General features: G+C 73.3%; 18 protein-coding genes. 9 read left to right on the forward strand and 9 right to left on the reverse strand.

Going from position 1 to position 19188, the window contains the following annotated elements:
- Positions 1-2: 2 nt before the first annotated feature.
- Entirely contained in the window at positions 3-1406 is a 1404-nt protein-coding gene (gene hydA / locus ACFYOV_RS10060; protein ID WP_389085176.1) for a dihydropyrimidinase, read from the forward strand.
- A gap of 11 nt (positions 1407-1417) precedes the next feature.
- Positions 1418-2440, forward strand: coding sequence for a TIGR03842 family LLM class F420-dependent oxidoreductase (locus tag ACFYOV_RS10065; protein ID WP_389085178.1), 1023 nt, complete (start codon positions 1418-1420; stop codon positions 2438-2440).
- A 105-nt stretch (positions 2441-2545) separates the two neighbouring features.
- On the opposite strand, the gene ACFYOV_RS10070 is transcribed toward ACFYOV_RS10065, so the two are convergent.
- Complete coding sequence (locus ACFYOV_RS10070; protein WP_389085181.1) at positions 2546-3214, reverse strand: hypothetical protein; 669 nt, start codon at positions 3212-3214, stop codon at positions 2546-2548.
- A 190-nt stretch (positions 3215-3404) separates the two neighbouring features.
- Positions 3405-4415 (reverse strand): carboxymuconolactone decarboxylase family protein, encoded by a 1011-nt coding sequence (locus ACFYOV_RS10075; protein WP_389085183.1) that lies wholly within the window; start codon positions 4413-4415, stop codon positions 3405-3407.
- A gap of 167 nt (positions 4416-4582) precedes the next feature.
- On the opposite strand from ACFYOV_RS10075, the gene ACFYOV_RS10080 reads away from it, so the two are divergent.
- The gene (locus ACFYOV_RS10080; RefSeq protein WP_389085186.1) at positions 4583-5728 is read left to right on the forward strand and encodes a sensor histidine kinase; all 1146 of its coding nucleotides are present in this window, start codon (positions 4583-4585) and stop codon (positions 5726-5728) included.
- The gene (locus ACFYOV_RS10085) at positions 5725-6393 is read left to right on the forward strand and encodes a response regulator (RefSeq protein ID WP_389085188.1); all 669 of its coding nucleotides are present in this window, start codon (positions 5725-5727) and stop codon (positions 6391-6393) included. Before ACFYOV_RS10080 ends, ACFYOV_RS10085 begins: the two co-directional genes overlap by 4 nt.
- On the opposite strand, the gene ACFYOV_RS10090 is transcribed toward ACFYOV_RS10085, so the two are convergent.
- The 7 genes from ACFYOV_RS10090 to ACFYOV_RS10120 form a co-directional block, all read right to left on the reverse strand.
- A complete protein-coding gene (locus tag ACFYOV_RS10090; RefSeq protein ID WP_389085191.1) occupies positions 6351-7235 on the reverse strand; it encodes a cytochrome c oxidase assembly protein in 885 nt (294 codons plus the stop codon). The two genes, ACFYOV_RS10085 and ACFYOV_RS10090, sit on opposite strands and share 43 nt — an antisense overlap.
- Positions 7232-7750 carry a DUF2243 domain-containing protein gene (locus ACFYOV_RS10095; protein ID WP_389085193.1) on the reverse strand — a complete coding sequence of 173 codons (519 nt, stop codon included), beginning with the start codon at positions 7748-7750 and terminating at the stop codon, positions 7232-7234. Before ACFYOV_RS10095 ends, ACFYOV_RS10090 begins: the two co-directional genes overlap by 4 nt.
- Before the next feature lie 210 nt (positions 7751-7960).
- A complete protein-coding gene (locus ACFYOV_RS10100; RefSeq protein ID WP_389085195.1) occupies positions 7961-8365 on the reverse strand; it encodes a hypothetical protein in 405 nt (134 codons plus the stop codon).
- Positions 8362-10074, reverse strand: coding sequence for a cytochrome c oxidase subunit I (ctaD, locus tag ACFYOV_RS10105; RefSeq protein WP_389085198.1), 1713 nt, complete (start codon positions 10072-10074; stop codon positions 8362-8364). The genes ACFYOV_RS10100 and ctaD overlap by 4 nt, the downstream gene beginning before the upstream one ends.
- A 152-nt stretch (positions 10075-10226) precedes the next feature.
- Positions 10227-10820, reverse strand: coding sequence for a hemerythrin domain-containing protein (locus ACFYOV_RS10110; protein ID WP_389085200.1), 594 nt, complete (start codon positions 10818-10820; stop codon positions 10227-10229).
- 9 nt (positions 10821-10829) lie between these two features.
- A complete protein-coding gene (locus tag ACFYOV_RS10115) occupies positions 10830-12029 on the reverse strand; it encodes a hypothetical protein (protein ID WP_389085203.1) in 1200 nt (399 codons plus the stop codon).
- A gap of 217 nt (positions 12030-12246) precedes the next feature.
- The gene (locus ACFYOV_RS10120) at positions 12247-12960 is read right to left on the reverse strand and encodes a GAF domain-containing protein (protein ID WP_389085205.1); all 714 of its coding nucleotides are present in this window, start codon (positions 12958-12960) and stop codon (positions 12247-12249) included.
- A 372-nt stretch (positions 12961-13332) separates the two neighbouring features.
- Between ACFYOV_RS10120 and ACFYOV_RS10125 the strand changes: the two genes are divergently transcribed.
- The 5 genes from ACFYOV_RS10125 to ACFYOV_RS10145 all read left to right on the forward strand — a co-directional run bounded on the left by ACFYOV_RS10125 (position 13333) and on the right by ACFYOV_RS10145 (position 19148).
- A complete protein-coding gene (locus ACFYOV_RS10125) occupies positions 13333-13791 on the forward strand; it encodes a DUF4383 domain-containing protein (protein WP_389085207.1) in 459 nt (152 codons plus the stop codon).
- Between the two features lie 145 nt (positions 13792-13936).
- Positions 13937-15772 carry a gamma-glutamyltransferase family protein gene (locus ACFYOV_RS10130; RefSeq protein WP_389085209.1) on the forward strand — a complete coding sequence of 612 codons (1836 nt, stop codon included), beginning with the start codon at positions 13937-13939 and terminating at the stop codon, positions 15770-15772.
- 114 nt (positions 15773-15886) lie between these two features.
- The gene (locus tag ACFYOV_RS10135; protein WP_389085212.1) at positions 15887-16732 is read left to right on the forward strand and encodes an inositol monophosphatase family protein; all 846 of its coding nucleotides are present in this window, start codon (positions 15887-15889) and stop codon (positions 16730-16732) included.
- Between the two features lie 111 nt (positions 16733-16843).
- Positions 16844-18253 carry a phytoene desaturase family protein gene (locus ACFYOV_RS10140; protein WP_389085638.1) on the forward strand — a complete coding sequence of 470 codons (1410 nt, stop codon included), beginning with the start codon at positions 16844-16846 and terminating at the stop codon, positions 18251-18253.
- Between the two features lie 385 nt (positions 18254-18638).
- On the forward strand, positions 18639-19148 hold the full coding sequence (locus ACFYOV_RS10145) for an O-acetyl-ADP-ribose deacetylase (protein ID WP_389085214.1): 510 nt from the start codon (positions 18639-18641) through the stop codon (positions 19146-19148).
- Positions 19149-19188 lie beyond the last annotated feature (40 nt).

Here is a 19188-nt window from a genome sequence, read left to right on the forward strand (position 1 = left end):
GCATGAGCAGCCGTACCGTCATCCGTGGTGGCCTCGTCGTCACCGCCTCCGACGAGATCCACGCCGACGTCCTGATCGAGGACGGCCGCATCGCCGCCCTCGCCGCGTCCGGCACCCCGGCCGCCGGGGCGTGGACCGCCGAGAAGGCGATCGACGCCACCGGGAAGTACGTCATCCCGGGCGGCGTCGACGTCCACACCCACATGGAGCTGCCGTTCGGCGGCACCTTCGCCTCCGACACCTTCGAGACCGGCACCCGGGCCGCCGCCTGGGGCGGCACCACCACCATCGTCGACTTCGCGGTGCAGAGCGTCGGGCACTCCCTGCGCGAGGGCCTGGACGCCTGGCACGCCAAGGCCGAGGGCAACTGCGCGATCGACTACGGATTCCACATGATCGTCTCCGACGTCAACCAGGACACGCTCAAGGAGATGGACCTGCTGGTGGAGGAGGGAGTCACCTCCTTCAAGCAGTTCATGGCCTATCCGGGCGTCTTCTACAGCGACGACGGCCAGATCCTGCGCGCCATGCAGCGCTCCGCCGGGAACGGCGGACTGATCATGATGCACGCCGAGAACGGCATCGCGATCGACGTCCTCGTCGAACAGGCCCTGGCCCGCGGCGAGACCGACCCGCGCTACCACGGCGAGGTCCGCAAGGCCCTGCTGGAGGCCGAGGCCACCCACCGCGCCATCCGGCTCGCCCAGGTTGCCGGGGCGCCGCTGTACGTGGTGCACGTCTCGGCGATGGAGGCGGTCGCCGAACTGGCCCGGGCCCGCGACGAGGGGTTGCCCGTCTTCGGCGAGACCTGCCCGCAGTACCTGTTCCTGTCCACCGACAACCTCGCCGAACCGGACTTCGAGGGCGCCAAGTACGTGTGCAGCACACCGCTCAGGCCGCGCGAGCACCAGGCCCGGCTGTGGAAGGGCCTGCGCACCAACGACCTGCAGGTGGTGTCCACGGACCACTGCCCGTTCTGCTTCACGGGTCAGAAGGAACTCGGCCGGGGCGACTTCTCCAGGATCCCCAACGGGCTGCCGGGCGTGGAGAACCGCATGGACCTGCTCCACCAGGCGGTCGTGGACGGGCACATCTCGCGCCGCCGCTGGATCGAGATCGCCTGCGCCACCCCGGCCCGCATGTTCGGCATGTACCCGAAGAAGGGCACCCTCGCCCCGGGCGCCGACGCCGACGTGGTGATCTACGACCCGCACGCCGAGCAGGTCCTCTCCGCCGAGACGCACCACATGAACGTCGACTACTCGGCCTACGAGGGCAGGCGCGTCACCGGCCGTGTCGAGACCGTCCTCTCGCGCGGCGAACCCGTCATCACCGGGCGGGAGTACACCGGCCGCGCCGGGCACGGCGTCTACACCCCTCGTTCCACCTGCCAGTACCTCGACTAGGAGCGGTGCCCATGGATTTCGGACTCGTCCTCCAGACCGACCCGCCGGCCTCGCGGGTCGTCTCCCTGATGAAGCGCGCCGAGCGCAACGGCTTCACCCACGGCTGGACCTTCGACTCCGCCGTGCTGTGGCAGGAGCCGTTCGTGATCTACAGCCAGATCCTCGCCAACACCACGAGGCTGAAGGTCGGCCCGATGGTCACCAACCCGGGAACCCGCACCTGGGAGGTCACCGCGTCCACCTTCGCCACCCTCAACGACATGTTCGGCAACCGCACCGTCTGCGGCATCGGCCGCGGCGACTCCGCGATGCGCGTCGCCGGCCGCAGACCCAACACCCTCGCCCGCATCAGCGAGGCCATGAAGGTCATCCGGACGCTGGGCAGCGGAGGCGAGGCCGACCTCGGCGGCGGCACCGTCGTCCGCTTCCCCTGGATCCGGCCGGGCGCCCACCTCCCGGTCTGGATGGCGGCGTACGGGCCCAAGGCGCTGAAGATGACCGGAGAGGAGGCCGACGGGTTCATCCTCCAGCTCGCCGACCTCTACCTCACGGAGTACATGGTCAAGGCGGTGAAGGACGCGGCGGCCGCCGCCGGCCGTGACCCGTCGGAGGTGACCGTCTGCGTCGCCGCGCCCGCCTACGTCACCGAGGACGACTCGCCCGAGGCCCTCGCCCACGCCCGGGAGCAGTGCCGCTGGTTCGGCGGGATGGTCGGCAACCACGTGGCCGACCTCGTCACCAGGTACGGCGAGCACTCGGCCGCCGTCCCCGACGAACTGACCGACTACATCAAGGCCCGCCAGGGCTACGACTACGCGCACCACGGGCGCAGCGGCAACCCGGACACCCGGTTCGTGCCGGACGAGATCGTCGACCGGTTCTGCGTCATCGGCCCCGTCGAACGCCATGTCGAGAAGCTGACGGCGCTGCGCGGGCTGGGCGTCGACCAGTTCGCCGTGTACGACATGCACGACGCGCAGGAGGCCGTCATCGAGGCCTACGGCCGGCACGTCATCCCCGCCGTCAACTCCTGACCGGCCTCCCGCCCTGGTGCTTTGCCTGCTGCTGATGGCGGGACGCAACCGGGATGCGACACGGCCTGACGCCCGGCGGGGCGGCGTGGAGGGCGGCGGACGGTGTCAGCCGCGGGCGCCGTCCTCCAGGGCCGCCACCGCCTCCCTGGCGGCCTTGATGGCGCCCTTGTTGATCTCTTCCGTGGCCGGCGCCTTCTTCGTCTCGAAGTCGCTGCCGTTGTACGTCACGATCACCAGTGCGTTGGCGGCGCGGGCCACCACCACGCCCTCCCGCGTCTGCTGCCCGTCCTCGGTGGTGAGGTTCACCACCGAGTACGCGGCGTCACCGAGCCCGGGGACCTCCCCGCCGCCGCTCTTCTCCTTCAGCCGGCCCGCGTAGGACCGCTCCGCTGCCTCGTCCGAGTCCAGCACCTCGAAGGACACGTCCAGCCAGCGGTACTCGTACTCCTGGAGGGCGTTCCAGGAGCAGGTGCGGCGCAGCCTCGAGTCGGTGGAGGGTATCTCCTTGCCGGCCTTCCTGGCGCCCGGCACGAGGGAGTTGACGGTCTTCTCGGCCACGCCGGCGCACGGTTCGGGGGCCGTGGTGTACGTCTTCGGCACCGCGGTCCGCGACGGCGCGGAGGCGGACCGGGCCCCCGTCGCCCCGGCGGCGTCCTTCTCGGCGGCCCGAGGAGCGGCCGAGGGGCCGGAGGACAGCGCCCAGCCCGCCGCGGCGAGGACGACCACCGGGGACAGGCGCGCGGTCAGGGCGATCGGCAGAGGCAAGGAACGCACGGCGCACTTCTCGTGGGGGACGGTGCGGAGGGAGTCCGCACTGCGGACGGGACGCCAGTGTCACACGCATCCCTGTGGTGCGGAAGGGCCAACTCGCTCCGTAGGGGCGCGGTGACAGGGGCGCCGCGCGGGCTGTGCCGGTCTGACCTGTTTGCGCCCGGAACGGGGCGTTCACCCGGCGGGCGTGACCTCACACCGTCCCCCGTGCGGTGTGCAGCGGCAGCGCGCGTTCGATGCGGTCGACGGCGGCGAACGCGCCGTACGCGACGAGGTGCACCAGACAGTGGTCGGTGTGCGCGGGGGTGCGCCAGGCCGCCACGTCCTCGCCGGTGATGCGGTACGGGGCGAGCGCCGCCAGCAGCGCCAGGCGGGCACCCGGCAGCTCGTCCCGGCCGGGCAGCCCCGGCCAGGAGAGGGACGGGTGCGACCCGTCCCACGTGCCCAGGGTGTCCCGGACGAGAGTCCGCTCCGCCTCGTCGAGGAGTCCGGCGCCCATGGTGGCGGCCCGGCGCAGGGCGGCGTACGCGGGGCCCACCGGCGTCCCGGCCGCCCACGCCGGCCCCGGATCGGCCCGGGCGGCCTCGTCGAGCAGCGGCAGCGCTGCACCCGGCTCGGCCGGGCGGCGCACGGTGGCTCCGAGCCTGCGCCCCGCGAGGCTGCGCACGGCCCGGAACCGCTGGACGTTGCCCGGCAGCAACTGCTCGTTCACCAGGGCCGAGACGATCCGGTTGATGAAGTGGAAGACGAGCGCGGTCCCCAGATGGGCGGGGGCGTGCTCGCGCGGGAACGGATACGGCTCCACGGCGGCGCCCGGCACGCGCGTGCGCCTGCCCCACTCCAGCACCCGCGCGTGTTCCTCCTCCTCGGGGCTCTCGTCGCGTGCCAGCCGCTCGGCGAGCGCGTGGTCGCCCGTGGCGTGCAGCAGCACGGTGTGGGCGTCGACGCAGAAGGGGCACTTGTTGGCGAGCGAGACACCGTAGGCCGTCAGCTCCCTCGCGGTGCGGCTGCCCGGACCCGCGATCAGCGACTCCCGCATCAATGCCCAGGCGGGGGCGAGAAGTTCGGGCGCGGAGGAGAGCACGACGAAGGTGGGCGGACGGTCGATTCCGAAGTCCCGGGCGATCTGCGCGTACACCTCGGCGACGCGGCCGGTGGCCGACTCGGGTGCCGGGGGCCGGGTGTGCAGGAAGGGTGTGGTCATGCACCGCAGCCTGCGCCCACCGGGACTCCGCGGTCGTCGTACGGCCGGAGGCAGTCGACGCTGCGCCACCGGGGTCGGACCGGCCCGGCGGGTACTACCGGGGGAGTAGTGCCCACCCCCTCCACAAGGCGGACGCAGCTGCCGCCGCGCCGGTCTACTGTGCCCACATGGGCGGGCGTCGGACCACACGCGGACGGATCGGCGACGCGGTCCTCGCGGCCGTCGTCGGCGCCCTCGTGCTGGCCGCGACCGTCACCGAGCCGGGCAGCACGGCCCTCGACCACACCCTCGTCGTCCTGGGCAGCGCGGCGCTGGCCTTCCACCGGGCGGCCCCGCGCGCGGTACTGGCCGTCGCCGTGGCGGCGGGTGCCGCCCACGTCCTGCACGTCCACCCCGGGCCCCTCGCCGCGCTGCCCGTCATCGGCGCCGTGCACACCGCGGCACGCGTCGGCCACCGCGCCCTCGCGGCGGCCGCCGGCGCGCTGTACCTCACGGCGTACGCGGCGACGGAACCCGCGGGCCGCGACGGGGTGGAGAACGCCGCGCTGCTCGCGGGCTGGTTCCTGTGCGCGGTGGTCACGGGCCTGGCCGACCGCAACTGGCAGGCGTACCTGCGTCAGACCGAGCAACGCGCCCTGGAGGCCGAACGCACTCGCGAGGAAGCGGCCCTGCGTCGAGCCGGTGAGGAGCGACTGCGCATCGCACGGGAGTTGCACGACTCGCTCACCCACAGCATCTCCATCGTCAAGCTCCAGGCGGGTGTGGCCGTCCATCTGGCCCGCAAGCGCGGCGAGGAGGTGCCGCCCGCGCTGCTCGCCATCCAGGAGGCGAGCAGCGAGGCGATGCGCGAACTGCGCGCCACCCTGGAGGTCCTGCGCACCGACGAGCCGGCGGGGAGCCCCGGGCAACTGGTGGAGCGCGCCCGTGCGGCGGGCCTCGCCGTCGACCTGACCGTCACCGGCGACGCGAGTCGCCTCACCGCGGGGGTCGACCGGGCCGCGTACCGCATCGTCCAGGAGGCCCTCACCAACGCCGCCCGGCACGCGGGACCGGCCAGGGTGCACGTGCGGCTCGACTACGGCGGCGAGGAGCTGACCGTCCGCGTCGACGACGACGGCAGCGCCCGTCCCGACCGCCCACCGCGCCCGGGCACCGGTCTGACCGGCATGCACGAGCGGGTGACCGCACTCGGCGGCACCCTCACCGCCACCCCGCGCCCGGAGGGCGGCTTCTCGGTACGGGCCCGGCTGCCCCTGGGGGAGCGGGGCGACCGCAACCGCGGCGCCGCCGCGGTCGGGGGAGGAGCGGCGTGATCCGGATCGTCCTCGTCGACGACCAGGCTCTGATGCGCGCGGGTTTCCGGGCCCTGCTCGACGCCGAGGAGGGCATCGAGGTGGTCGGTGAGGCCGCCGACGGGGAGCAGGGCGTGGCGCTGGTGCGCGCCGAGGTGCCCGACATCGCGCTGATCGACGTGCAGATGCCGGTGATGTCGGGCATCGAGGCGACCCGCGTCATCGCCGCCGACCCGGCGCTGACCTCCGTGCGCGTGGTGATCCTCACCAACTACGGCCTGGACGAGTACGTCTTCGAGGCGCTGCGCGCGGGCGCCGGCGGCTTCCTGCTCAAGGACACCGAACCGGCTGACCTGCTCCAGGCCGTCCAGGTGGTCGCGCGCGGCGAGGCACTGCTGTCGCCGTCGGTCACGCGCACCCTGATCGGCGAGTTCGTCGCCCGGCCTCCCGACCGGGCCACGCCCGAGGGCCTGGAGCGCCTGACCCGCCGGGAACGGGAGGTCACCGCGCTCGCCGCCCGCGGTCTCAGCAACGAGGAGATCGCCGCCCACATGGTGATCAGCCCCTTCACGGCCAAGACCCACATCAGCCGCGCGATGACCAAGCTGGGCGCCCGCGACCGCGCCCAACTGGTCGTCTTCGCCTACGAGTCGGGACTGGTCACGGCGCGCGGGCGCAGGGCCTGACCGGCAGCGACCGGGGCCGCCGCGCCGCGGCGCGCACGCCGTGCCGCCGTCCGGCCGCGGGCGGCGTACCAGCCCGCCGCCAGCACCACCGCGAGGGCCGCCTCGGCCACGTCGCCGCCGTAGTACATCACCCGGGCCCCCGTGCGCAGGTCGGCACCGTCGAAGGCGGTACCGGGCGGCGGTACGGCGTACAGCGTCTTGGCCAGCACCGCGTGCGCGGCACCCGCGGCCAGCAGGGTGCCGCCGCGCAGGGCGTGGCCCCAGCGCCGGCGCACCGGGTCCAGCGAGCACACGGCGAACGCGAACAGCACCCCGGTCACCGCCACGTGCGCGTGCGTGGCAGCGGCCACCGCCGGCCGCTGCTGCACGGCCGCGAACAGCTCCGTCCGGTACAGCAGCCACAGGCCGCCCACGTCGACGAGGGCCGCCAGGGGCGGGAAGAGCAGCCACCCGACCGCGCGGGAGTGGGCGACCGCGACCAGGCCCCGCCGCATCCGACCGGGCGCGAGGGCCCGCAGGGCGAGCGTGACGGGCCGGCCCAGGACCAGCAGCAGCGGCGCCAGCATGCCCACGACGACATGGTGGACCATGTGCCCGGTGAACGGCCCGCCCGGCGGCGTGCCGGCCGTCGCCCAGACGATGCCCGTACCCCCGGCGGCGAACGCGACGTCACGCCCCCACGGCCAGGCGTCCCCGCGGCGCCGCAGACGCCCCGCGGCCACCAGGTAGAGGAGGGTCACCGACACCGCGGCCACGACGACCACCGTCCCGGCCGGGCCGGGCCCGCCCGTCGGCTGACCGGGGTGGACGTGCGCGAGCACGGCCAGGCGCGCGGGTGTCACGAGGCCGGCCCCCGGCGGCCCGGACCCGCACTGCCGACACGCTCCGGGCGCCGGGCGCGGACCGTCAGGGCCAGGCCTGTGAGCAGCAGGAACACGGCGGTGACGTTCCACGCCCAGTCGTACGGGGTGACGTCCACGCCGTAGCGGATCTGGTGCAGCCGCAGCAGCTTGTGGTCCACGATCCCGTCGAACAGCTGGAAGGCGCCCAGTCCCAGGAGGAAACCGGCCCGCGCGTGGGCGGGAGCGAGCGCGCGGCGGCGCCGCAGGTCGGCGTGCAGGAAGAGACCGGCGACCAGGGCCAGCAACTCGGCGGTGTGCAGCAGCCCGTCGGACAGCAGGCCCACGGCGGTGGTGGAACGGTCGTAGAAGTGGTGCCAGCCCAGGACCTGGTGGAAGACGATCTCGTCGACCGCGGCCATCACCGCCGCCCCGATCACCGCCCAGACCGCCAGCGACCTGCGGGTCTCCGGCGCCGCGGGGGACGGTCCGGCGTCGGGCCGGGCAGGTGGGCTCATGGGCGTCGGCCTTCCTCGGTACGGGGGCTGCCTCGTTCGGCGTGCCCCCCGGCACCACAGGGGCGGGGGAGCCGGCACCGGGTACCCGCCGAGGCATGGCGCAGTGCACCCGTACGGGCGCTCGAGCGCCTCACCCGCCTGCCGAACGCCCCACCGAGCAGCCGCCACCGGTCCATCGTGCCGTGCGCCCGCCAGGCCGCGCTCCGCGGATCAGCGGGCGAGCAGGGGCGTCAGGGTGCTCACACCGGCGGCGCAGGCCAGGACGGCGCAGGCGCCGGCGGCGTGCCGCCGGAGGAGGGTGCGCCGCAGGTCGCGGTAGCGGTCCTCGTACTCCTGCGCCAGTTCGTCGGCCCGGCGGGCCGTCTCGCGCAGTGTCCGCCGGGTGAGATCGATGCGCTGGAGGACGTGGTGCCGCGCCAGGTCCTCGGCCTGCGACGCGGTGAGCCACGGCAGCCGGCCGCAGAGTTCCTCGGCCTCGCGGCGCGCGTCCTCGTAATGGGCCCGGGCCATCAGATAGCCCTCGACCTCGGCGGCGAGAGCCGAGGCCGCGGCCGGCGGACGGCCGGCCCACGGCCCCCGCGCCCCGTGCGGCCCGTCGTCCAGACCCTCCGTCACGACCGGTCGCTCTCGTGGCCCGGGGCGTCGATCACGTCACGCTTGCCGACGTTCTCCTTCTCGTCCAGCTGGGCCACCGTCGGGTGGTGCAGATCGAACGCGGGCGACTCGGAGCGGACCCGGGGCAGGGTGACGAAGTTGTGGCGCGGCGGCGGGCACGAGGTGGCCCACTCCAGGGAACGTCCGTACCCCCAGGGGTCGTCGACCTCCACCCGCTCACCCTTCTGGGCGGTCTTCCAGACGTTGTACAGGAACGGCAGGGTGGACAGGCCGAGCAGGAACGCGCCGATGGAGGAGACGGTGTTGAGGGCGGTGAACCCGTCGGCCGCCAGGTAGTCGGCGTACCGGCGGGGCATGCCCTCGGCCCCGAGCCAGTGCTGCACCAGGAAGGTGGCGTGGAAACCGACGAAGAGGGTCCAGAAGTGGATCTTCTCCAGGCGCTCGTCGAGCATGGTGCCCGTCATCTTGGGCCACCAGAAGCTGAATCCGCCGAACATCGCGAAGACGATCGTGCCGAACAGCACGTAGTGGAAGTGGGCGACGACGAAGTAGCTGTCGGTGACGTGCCAGTCCAGCGGCGGCGAGCCGAGGATGACACCGGTCAGCCCGCCGAAGAGGAACGTGACCAGGAAGCCGAGCGCCCACAGCATCGGCGGCTCGAAGGAGAGGGAGCCGCGCCACATGGTCCCGATCCAGTTGAAGAACTTCACCCCCGTGGGCACCGCGATCAGATAGGTCATGAAGGAGAAGAACGGCAGCAGGACGGCACCGGTGGCGAACATGTGGTGGGCCCACACGACCGACGACAGACCGGCGATGGCGATGGTGGCTCCGACCAGACCCATGTAGCCGAAGATCGGCTTGCGGGCGAAGACCGGGACGATCTCGCTGATCACGCCGAAGAACGGCAGCGCCAGGATGTATACCTCCGGATGGCCGAAGAACCAGAACAGGTGCTGCCACAGGATGGCCCCGCCGTTCTCCGCGTTGAACACCTGCGAGCCGAAGCGCCGGTCCGACTCCAGCACCAGCAGCGCCGCCGCCAGGACGGGGAAGGCCAGCAGCACCAGCACCGAGGTGAGCAGCACGTTCCAGGTGAAGATCGGCATGCGGAACATCGTCATGCCGGGGGCGCGCATGCAGATGATGGTGGTGATGAAGTTGACCGCGCCCAGGATCGTGCCGAAGCCGGACAGCGCCAGCCCCATGATCCACAGGTCGCCGCCGACGTACGCCGTGCGGATCGGACCGCTCAGCGGCGTGTACGCGGTCCAGCCGAAGTCGGCAGCCCCCTGCGGAGTGAAGAAGCTGGCGAAGGCGATCAGCCCCCCGAAGAAGAACAGCCAGTACGACAGCATGTTCAGCCGGGGGAAGGCGACGTCCGGGGAGCCGATCTGCAGCGGCATGACGGCGTTGGCGAAACCGGCGAACGTGGGGGTGGCGAACAGCAGCAGCATGATGGTGCCGTGCATGGTGAACGCCTGGTTGTACTGCTCGTTGGAGAGCAACTGCAGGCCGGGGCGCGCCAGCTCGGCCCGGATCGCCATCGCCAGCACCCCGCCGATGAGGAAGTACACGAACGACGTGATCAGATACAGGTGCCCGATCTTCTTGTGATCGGTCGTGGTCAGCCAGGAGACGACCACCTGCCCTCGGGTGTGGCGCTCCGCCGCCGGGACCGGCGCAGTGGGTTCGGTATGGGTCGCCATCAGTTCCTCGCTTCGGTCCCGCCCGGTGTGTCCAACCCAGCGGAAACTAGCCCCGCCCCCTCGTCGCCACGGCCCACACCGGTGCGACGCTGGGCCGAACGGCCGGAGTATCCATCCGATCGGGTGGATGCCCCGGCCGCGTTCCGCCGCACTCAGCCGTCCTTGCCCATGGCCTTGCGGACCGCGTCCTTGGTGCGGTCCATCAGCGCGGCGACCGGTCCGAGCACCACGTTGGCCGCACCCGACTCCACCCCGGGGTGCGGCCGGGTGGGAGCCATGGCCTCGGCGGCCTTCACGGCCTTGGCCATGGCGGTGAGGCCCGTGACGTCCGTGCTGCGCCGGATGTGGATGAACTCATAGCGCTCCTCTGCCCGCGCGTGCTCCTGGACCTCGGTGCGCAGCTCCATCAGCCGCGGCATGAACGCCGGGTCGCCGGTGTCCAGGTCGTCCAGCGCGGCCAGCGTCTCCTTGGCGGAGCGCTCCTCGGCCAGCCGGTCCGCGACGACCTGCTCACCCCCGGGGATGCCGCGCCGTGCGAAGGGGTGGACGACCTCCTCCTCGGCGGTCTCGTGCACGGCCAGCAGCCGCACCAGGCGGCGGAACGCGTCGCGTCGCTCCTCGCCCCTGGTGGCCTCCACCTCGTCGAAAAGGTTGCGGATGTCACCGTGCTGGCGCATCAGCAGTGCCACCACGTCCATGTCCGCGGCCCGGTCGTCACCGGCCTGCGGAGTGTCGAGTCCGGACATCTCGCCTCCCTACTTCTCGCGCATCGCGGGGTCGGGATGCTCGCCCTCGGACTGGACGCGGTACTCACGGCCGAACATCTCCCGGTGCTCGGCGACCACCCGCTCGCTGGGCGGCTGCTCGCCGCCGTGGATCTGCTCCTGCATCCGCTCGAACCGCTCGTGCGCCTCGCGCACATAGCCCGCGCCCAGGGTCGTCAGATCCATCTGGGTGTCCAGCAGCTCGCGCAGGTACGCCTTGTTCGGCTCGAAGGTGAGTACGCCGGGCAACTCGGGCGCCAGTACCGAGGCGGGATCGCGCCCGTCGTGGCGTCGCATCAGCTCGCAGGCGGCGTGCAGGTGCTCCAGTTCCATGTTGAGGTGCAGTTCCCAGATCGCCCGGACCTTGGGGTCGCTCTCCTGCTCCATGAAGGAGTAGTACAGGTAGCACTCGTTGTACTCGTGGTTGACCAACTGCTCCCACCAGGTCTCGCCGGGGTCGACGAGGGACTCGTAGTGGGTGACGTGCTCCTCCTCGATGAGACCGATCTCCTGGTACAGCTGCCGGGCGATCGGCTCCATGTAGGTGGGGCCGGTGTTCATGTAGAAGTTCATGGTCTGCTGCTCGGCGGACATGATCGTCAGCGCGTGCAGTTTCGACAGCGGGTCCGTCCCGTCCTTGGCGTACGGGTCGCGGACGTTGTCGACCGGGTCGCGGTGGTGGAACCTGGTGGGCCGGCCGGGCATGACCTCGGTCAGGTTGTCGACGATCGACTCCGCCTTGCGGTGCTCGATCATCTCGTACAGGTTCGCATACCGGTACAGGTGGTCGAAGTCCTCCAGCACGCCGAACTGGTACGCCTGCTTCAGATACGGGTCGGGCTCCATCCGGGCCACCCACGCGGTCAGGTCGACGGCGACCTGCTCGTAGGCGATGGTCGTCTCCAGTACGGACGACACTCCGGGCAGCAGCCAGTTGACGGCCTTCTGCTGCTGTGCCTCGATGTAGCGCACCTGTGCCAGCTGCCGCTTCACCTCGGGATCGACGGTGTTGCGGGCCAACTGGTGGCTGAACAGGATGGCCTCCACCTCGATGCCGTTCATGGTGATGATCCGGCAGCGGGTGTACGGGTCGCAGCGATCGGGGTCGATGGGCCTGACGTCGAGCTCCCGCCAGCTGCGCAGCTGGCGGTCCAGCGGGATGCCCCGCTGTTCGAGGGGGTTGAACGTCACGGGCGGTCTCCTCTGCGAAGGGCCGAGCGGACGGGGTACCCCCGCCATCGCGCTCCAAGTCCGGCGAACACGGCCTGTCCGCCATCTTTCGGCCACCGGGCGAACCCCGCCACGGCACGGACCCGGACGGCCGACGGCGGCTCGCCTCCCGCGCAACCGACCGGACCGGCCGGCCGGTGGGGAGCGCAGGCACCGGGACGGGCCCGCGAGGCAGGCTCTACGGCATGACGGGCGGGTCGCCCAGGACGTCCGCGGTGATGTCGGCCAGCGACTCCCCGGTGCGGAAGGCCCGGGCGCGCATGACCGCGAGCGCCGTCTCCGGAGTGATCCCCCGCCGGGCCGCCAGGGCACCCACGGCCCGCGCGGTGTCGAACCAGTGGGCGCGCACGACCCGTTCCGGCTCCCAGGCGGGCGCCCGGGTCCCGGTGAGGATCGTCTCGCGGACCGGCATCAGCGCGGCCGTCACCGCATCGGCCACCTGGGACGCCTGACGCAGGGACACCTCGCTGAGCGCATGGGCGCGGAAGGACAGCAGGTCGATGGTGCCAAGGACGTAGTCGCCGAAGAAGACGGGAAGCGCGTACACCGACCTCAACCGCGGCAGCTTCTCGCGCACGGTCGCCCCGAACAGGGGCCAGGGCGTCAGCTGGTCGGCCAGGTCGTCCACGGCCACGGGTTCTCCCGTGTGGGCGGCGGTGATGCAGGGCCCTTCCAGCACCATGAACTGGATCTCCTCCAGCAGCAGCGCGGCATCGCCCGACGCGGCGAGCAACTGGCGCGAGGGGGTGTCGGTCAGCAGGGCCAGGGTGGCACCGTCCACCGCCAGCCCCTCGCACACCGCCGCGCACACGCGTCGGGGAACCTGCTCGTGGGGCGCGTCCCGCGCGGCCCGTGCGACCAGCCCGGCCGCCCGGGCCATCTCGGCCGTCACCGGGGCCACCGCCGGGCGCGGGAGCAGGGGGCGGGAGGCACGGGCCGGGACCGGCGCGGGTGGGAAGGAGTGCAGCGCGCGGAGCGCCGACGAGGAGACGCCGCCGGCGGCCGGGGCGCCCAGTGCTGAGGAGCCATGCGCACCGGGTACCCGCGGGGGAGGGGCCGACGCCGCACTCCGTCGACCGAGCCGGCACGCGCCGCCGCAGCCCGTCGAGGTTCCCGGAAGGCGCCGACTCCGCGGTCCGTCGAGGTGCCCGGAACGCGCCGCCGCAGTTCGTGGCAGGGGCCCGGGATGCGACCGGCGCGGGCGGGTACTCGCTGTGCACCGGGCGCTCACCGTGACGCGCCCCGAGCGACAAGGCCCCACACCATGACCACACGCACTTCCGCGACCGGCGCGGCCCGTACACCCGTACAACAGGCGGCGGCGCTGGTCGGCGTAGTGTTCCTGCTGGTGGGGGTCCTGGGGTTCATCCCGGGCATCACCACCGACTACGACACGATGAAGTTCGCCTCGCACGACTCCGGTGCCGAACTCCTCGGCGTCTTCCAGGTCTCCATCCTGCACAACCTCGTCCACCTGCTGTTCGGTGTGGCGGGTCTGGCCATGGCCCGCACCGCCTCCGGTGCCCGGACCTACCTGCTGGCCGGCGGCGCCGTCTATCTGGTGCTGTGGCTGTACGGCCTGCTCGTCGGCCACACCAGTGACGCCAACTTCGTGCCGCTGAACACGGCCGACGACTGGCTGCACTTCTTCCTCGGTCTCGGCATGATCGCGCTCGGCACGTTGCTGAGCCGTCGTCGCACCCCGGCGGGCGCGAGGGGGTGAGGCCGCGGCCGGGCGCGAGCCACTCCTGAGTGGCCGGCGGGAACGCTACGGTGGGCGCCGCGCCGGGACCCGGGACCACGCGGACCGTGGTGCCGGGTCCCGGCGCGTCCTCCGTCCAGGTGACTAACAGCGAGGTAGACGCCGGATGTTCACCACCCGCCCCACGCTCCAGGGCACCTTCGGCATGGTGTCCTCCACCCATTGGCTGGCCTCGCAGTCGGCGATGGCCGTCCTGGAGGACGGCGGCAACGCCTACGACGCGGCCGTGGCGGGGGCCTTCGTGCTGCACGTCGTCGAACCGCACCTCAACGGTCCGGCCGGCGAGGTGCCGATCCTGCTCGCGCCGGCCGGTGGTGAGGTGCGGGTGGTGTGCGGGCAGGGCGTGGCACCGGCCGGGGCCGGTGCCGCCCACTACCGGGCGCTCGGCCTGGACCTCGTCCCCGGCACCGGTCCGCTCGCCGCCGCCGTCCCCGGGGCCTTCGACGCCTGGATGCTGCTGTTGCGCGACCACGGCACCAAGAACCTGGCCGACGTCCTGAGGTACGCCGTCGGATACGCCGAGCACGGGCACCCGCCCGTGGAGAACGTCGGCGCCGCCGTCGAGACCGTGCGGGAACTGTTCGAGACGGAGTGGACCTCGTCGGCACGCGTGTACCTGCCCGGAGGCCGCCCCCCGCGCCCGGGCGAGCTCTTCCGCAACCCGGCCCTCGCCGCCACCTGGAAGCGGCTGCTCGCCGAGGTCGCCGGGGCCGGGGACCGCGAGGCGCAGATCGACGCCGCGCGGGAGGTGTGGCGCACCGGGTTCATCGCCGAGGCCCTGGTACGGCAGGTCGGGCGCCCCACCCTGGACACCAGCGGCGAGCACCACACCGGCACGTTGACGGCCGCCGACCTCGCCGGCTGGTCCGCCGGCTACGAGACCCCGGCGACGTACGACCGGAACGGCTGGACCGTGTGCAAGGCCGGCCCCTGGAGCCAGGGCCCGGTCCTCCTCCAGCAGCTCGCCCTGCTCCCGCCGGAGCTGCCGCCCCACGGCTCCGCCGACTACGTCCACCTCCTGATCGAGGGCTGCAAGCTCGCGATGGCGGACCGCGAGGCCTGGTACGGGGACGCGGCCGAGGTGCCGCTCGACGACCTGCTGTCGGCCGGGTACAACTCCCGGCGGCGCCCCCTGGTCGGCCCCCGCGCCTCGTACGACCTGCGGCCCGGCAGCCCCGGGGGGCGCGCCCCGCGGCTGTGCGCGCACGCGGGCGTGGTGGCCGACGGCGCCCCCGGCGTCAGCCCGATGGGCGCCGGCGAGCCGACGGTCGCCACCCTCCACAAGGGCCCCGCCGCCCCGGTGCCGGGCGAACCGGAGGTGGGCGGCGACGGCGGCACCCGCGGCGACACCTGCCACCTCGACGTCGTCGACCGCTGGGGGAACATGGTCGCGGCCACGCCGAGCGGCGGCTGGCTCCAGTCCAACCCCGTCGTGCCCGAGCTCGGCTTCCCGCTCGGCACCCGCTTGCAGATGACCTGGCTGGAGGACGGTCTGCCCAACACCCTCACCCCCGGCCGCCGCCCCCGCACCACCCTGAGCCCGTCGATCGTGCTGCGCGACGGGGTGCCCGTCATGGCGTTCGGCACCCCCGGAGGCGATCAGCAGGACCAGTGGCAGCTGCACTTCCTCCTCGCCGTCGCGCTGCGCGGCCGGGTGCGCGGCGGTCCCGACCTCCAGGGTGCCGTCGACGCCCCGAACTGGCACAACGACAGTTTCCCCGGTTCCTTCCATCCGCGCGGCATGCGTCCCGGCAGCGTCACGGTCGAATCCCGCACCGACCCCGCGGTGGTGCGGGAGCTGCGGCGCCGTGGGCACGACGTGACGGTCGGCGACGCCTGGTCCGAGGGCCGGCTCTGCGCGGTTGCCCGGGACCCGGCCACCGGCCTGCTGTCGGCGGCGGCCAATCCCCGCGGCATGCAGGGCTACGCGGTCGGCCGCTGAGCGGGGGGCCGCGAACCGGAGCCCGGTTCCGGTGGAACCCCCCGTTCATGCCGATTCCGCCCGGAGTGCACCCGGCAGGTGGGGAATGTCAGTGGGGCGTGCTCTCATGGAGACATGATCGAAGACAGCGAAACCATCGACGAGTTTCTCGCCCGGCACGCCTCCGACGTGGAGGAATCCGTCCGCACGGCCGCCGCGCAGGAGATCATGCCACGCTGGCGGCGGCTCGCCGCGCACGAGGTCGACCGCAAGACCGGCCCGCACGACCTGGTGACCGACGCCGACCGCAAGGCCGAGCTGTACCTCACCGAGGCGCTGGTCACGCTGCTGCCCGGCTCGGTGGTGGTCGGCGAGGAAGCGGTGCACGCCAACCCGGTCTCCTACGAGGCGATACGGGGCGGGGCACCGGTCTGGATCGTCGACCCGGTCGACGGTACACGGCAGTTCGTGCACGGCGAGACCGGCTTCTGCACCCTGGTCGCCCTCGCGCGCCACGGCGTCGTCCACGCCTCGTGGACCTACGCCCCCGCCCGCGACCAACTCGCCACGGCCGTCCGGGGAGAGGGCGCCCACCTCGACGGCACGCGTCTGTTCGCGGGCGTTCCGGAGCCCGGCCGCGACCTGCGGGTGGCCACCTCCCACCCCGACTACACCACCGAGGAGCAGAAGCGCGCCCTGCTCGGCCTGTGGACGCCGGGCGTGGCGCCCCGGGCCTGCGGGTCGGCCGGTCTGGAGTACCTGGCCATAGCCCGCGGCGAGTCGGACGCCACGGCCTTCTCCTGGGAGGCGGCCTGGGACCACGCGGCGGGTCTGCTCCTGGTCGAGGAGGCGGGCGGCACCCATCTGACGGTGGCGGGCGAGCCCTTCCGCATCACGGGCGGCAACACCCTCCCCTTCACCGCGGCCCGCGACGCGGCCACGGCCCGCAGGGTGGCGGGGCTGCTGTCGGACGGAGCCTGACCCCGCAGCGCCCGCCGGGGGGACCACCCGCGGCCCGGGGCCGCCGGAGGCGCGGCATATCCTGATCCCTCAGTGGCCGTCGGCTGACGAAGGAGTCCGAAGGTGCCGTCGATGCTCGACGCGGTCGTGGTGGGAGCGGGGCCGAACGGACTGACGGCCGCCGTGGAGCTGGCCCGGCGCGGCTTCTCCGTCGCCGTGTTCGAGGCCAGGGACACCGTGGGCGGCGGCGCCCGCACCGAGGAACTGACCCTGCCCGGATTCCGGCACGACCCCTGCGCCGCCGCACACCCGCTCGGCATCAACTCGCCCGCCTTCCGCGACCTCCCACTGGAGCGCTACGGGCTTCGGTGGCTGCACGCCGAACTGCCCATGGCGCATCCGTTCCCGGACGGCACGGCCGCCGTGCTCTCCCGTTCGGTGGGCGAGACGGCGGCGTCCTTCGGCCCGCGCGACGCCGGTCCCTACCGGCGCCTGGTCGCGCCGTTCCTGAGCAAGTGGGACACCCTGGTCCGCGACTTCATGTCGCTGCCGCTGACCGCGCTGCCCCGCGACCCGGTCACCCTCGCCCGTTTCGGCCTCGTCGGCCTGCCGCCGTCGACCTGGCTGATGCGGCGCTTTCGCGACGAGAGGGCCAGGACCCTCTTCGCCGGTCTCGTCGCCCATGTCATGGCGCCCCTCAACGGCCTCGCCACCGGCGCCGTCGGACTGGTCTTCGCCCTCGCCGCGCACGCCCGCGGCTGGCCGGTCGCCCGCGGCGGCTCGCAGGCCCTCTCGGACGCCCTCGCCGCGTATCTGAAGGACCTCGGCGGCACGGTCCACACCGACTACGAGGTCAAGCGCCTCGACGACCTGCCCCCGGCCCGCGCCTACGTCTTCGACACCTCGCCCACCGCCCTGGCCCGCATCGCCGGCCTCGGCGACCACTACGCCGGCTACCGGTACGGCCCCGGAGTGTTCAAGATCGACTACGCGTTGGACGGTCCGGTGCCGTGGACCGCGCCGGAGGCCCGCGTGGCGGGCACCGTGCAGATCGGCGCGAACAGCACCGAGATCGGCGCCGCCCTGCGCGCCGCCTCCCGCGAGGGACGGGCCCCCGACGCGCCGTTCCTCATCACCGTGCAGCCCGGCGTCGCCGACCCCACCAGGGCTCCGGAGGGCAAGCAGGTCTTCTGGGCCTACGGCCACGTCCCGCACGGCTGGACCGGCGACCTCACCGACGCGATCGAGCGCCAACTGGAGCGCTTCGCACCGGGGTTCCGCGACCTGGTGCTGGCCCGCGCCACCGCCGGCCCGCCCGAACTTGCCGCCCGCAACGCCAACTACGTAGGCGGCGACATCGCCTCCGGCGCGGCCTCGGGCCTCCAGCTCCTGCTGCGTCCCAAGCTCTCCCTGTTCCCCTACGCCACCCCGCACCCGGCCGTCTTCATCTGCTCGTCGGCCACCCCGCCCGGCCCCGGGGTCCACGGCATGTCGGGCCACAACGCGGCGAAGGCGGTGTGGCGGCGGCTGCGGCAGACCTGAGCGGGGGCCGGCCGCCCGGCCCGCGGGCCCGCCCTCCACGGCCGGGCGATCGGCGGCATCCTGCCCACGCCCGCCCCGGGGGCGACAACGACCGTCGGGGCGGTGCCGGGCTCGGGGGCCACCCGCACCCGCGGCCAGGGGCTGTTCCAGGTCGTCGTGGGTCGCCCCGGAGCCTCCTGGCCCGGTCCTCCCCGGGCCGGCTCCTCCCCGGGCCGGCTCCTCCCCGGGCCGGCTCCTCCCCGTCCCGGATGCGGACCCGCTCTGCGCTCGACGCTGCCACGGACCGACCGGACCGACCGGACCGACCGGAGCGGGCAGGATCGGGCAGGACCGGGCCGGGCGAGGGCGCGCCCCCGAACCCCCGCCGCTTCCTAGGATGACCGGCATGACCACCCTCACCCTCGTCCGGGGCGACATCACCCTCCAGAGCGCCGACGCGATCGTCAACGCGGCCAACTCCTCGCTGCTCGGTGGGGGAGGGGTCGACGGCGCCATCCACCGGCGCGGCGGCCCGGCGATCCTCGAGGAGTGCCGGAGGCTGCGCGCGGGGCACTACGGCAAGGGCCTGCCCACCGGCCGGGCGGTCGCCACCACCGCGGGCGACCTGGACGCCCGGTGGGTCATCCACACCGTCGGCCCCGTCTACAGCGAGCGCGAGGACCGCTCCGAGCTGCTGGCCTCCTGCCACCACGAGTCGCTGCGCGTCGCGGACGCACTGGGGGCCAGGACGGTCGCGTTCCCCGCCATCTCCACCGGCGTCTACGGGTGGCCCGTCGAGGACGCCGCCCGGATCGCCGTCGAAACGGTGCGGGCCACGCCGACGCGGGTGGAGGAGGTCAGGTTCGTCCTCTTCGACGAGCGGGCGTACACCGCGTTCGTGCGTCAGGCCGGCTGAGCGCGTCAGGCCCACTGAGCGGGGCGGGGCGGGCCGGCTG

The sequence above is a fragment of the Streptomyces sp. NPDC005931 genome (genome assembly GCF_042871235.1).
GTDB lineage: Bacteria > Actinomycetota > Actinomycetes > Streptomycetales > Streptomycetaceae > Streptomyces.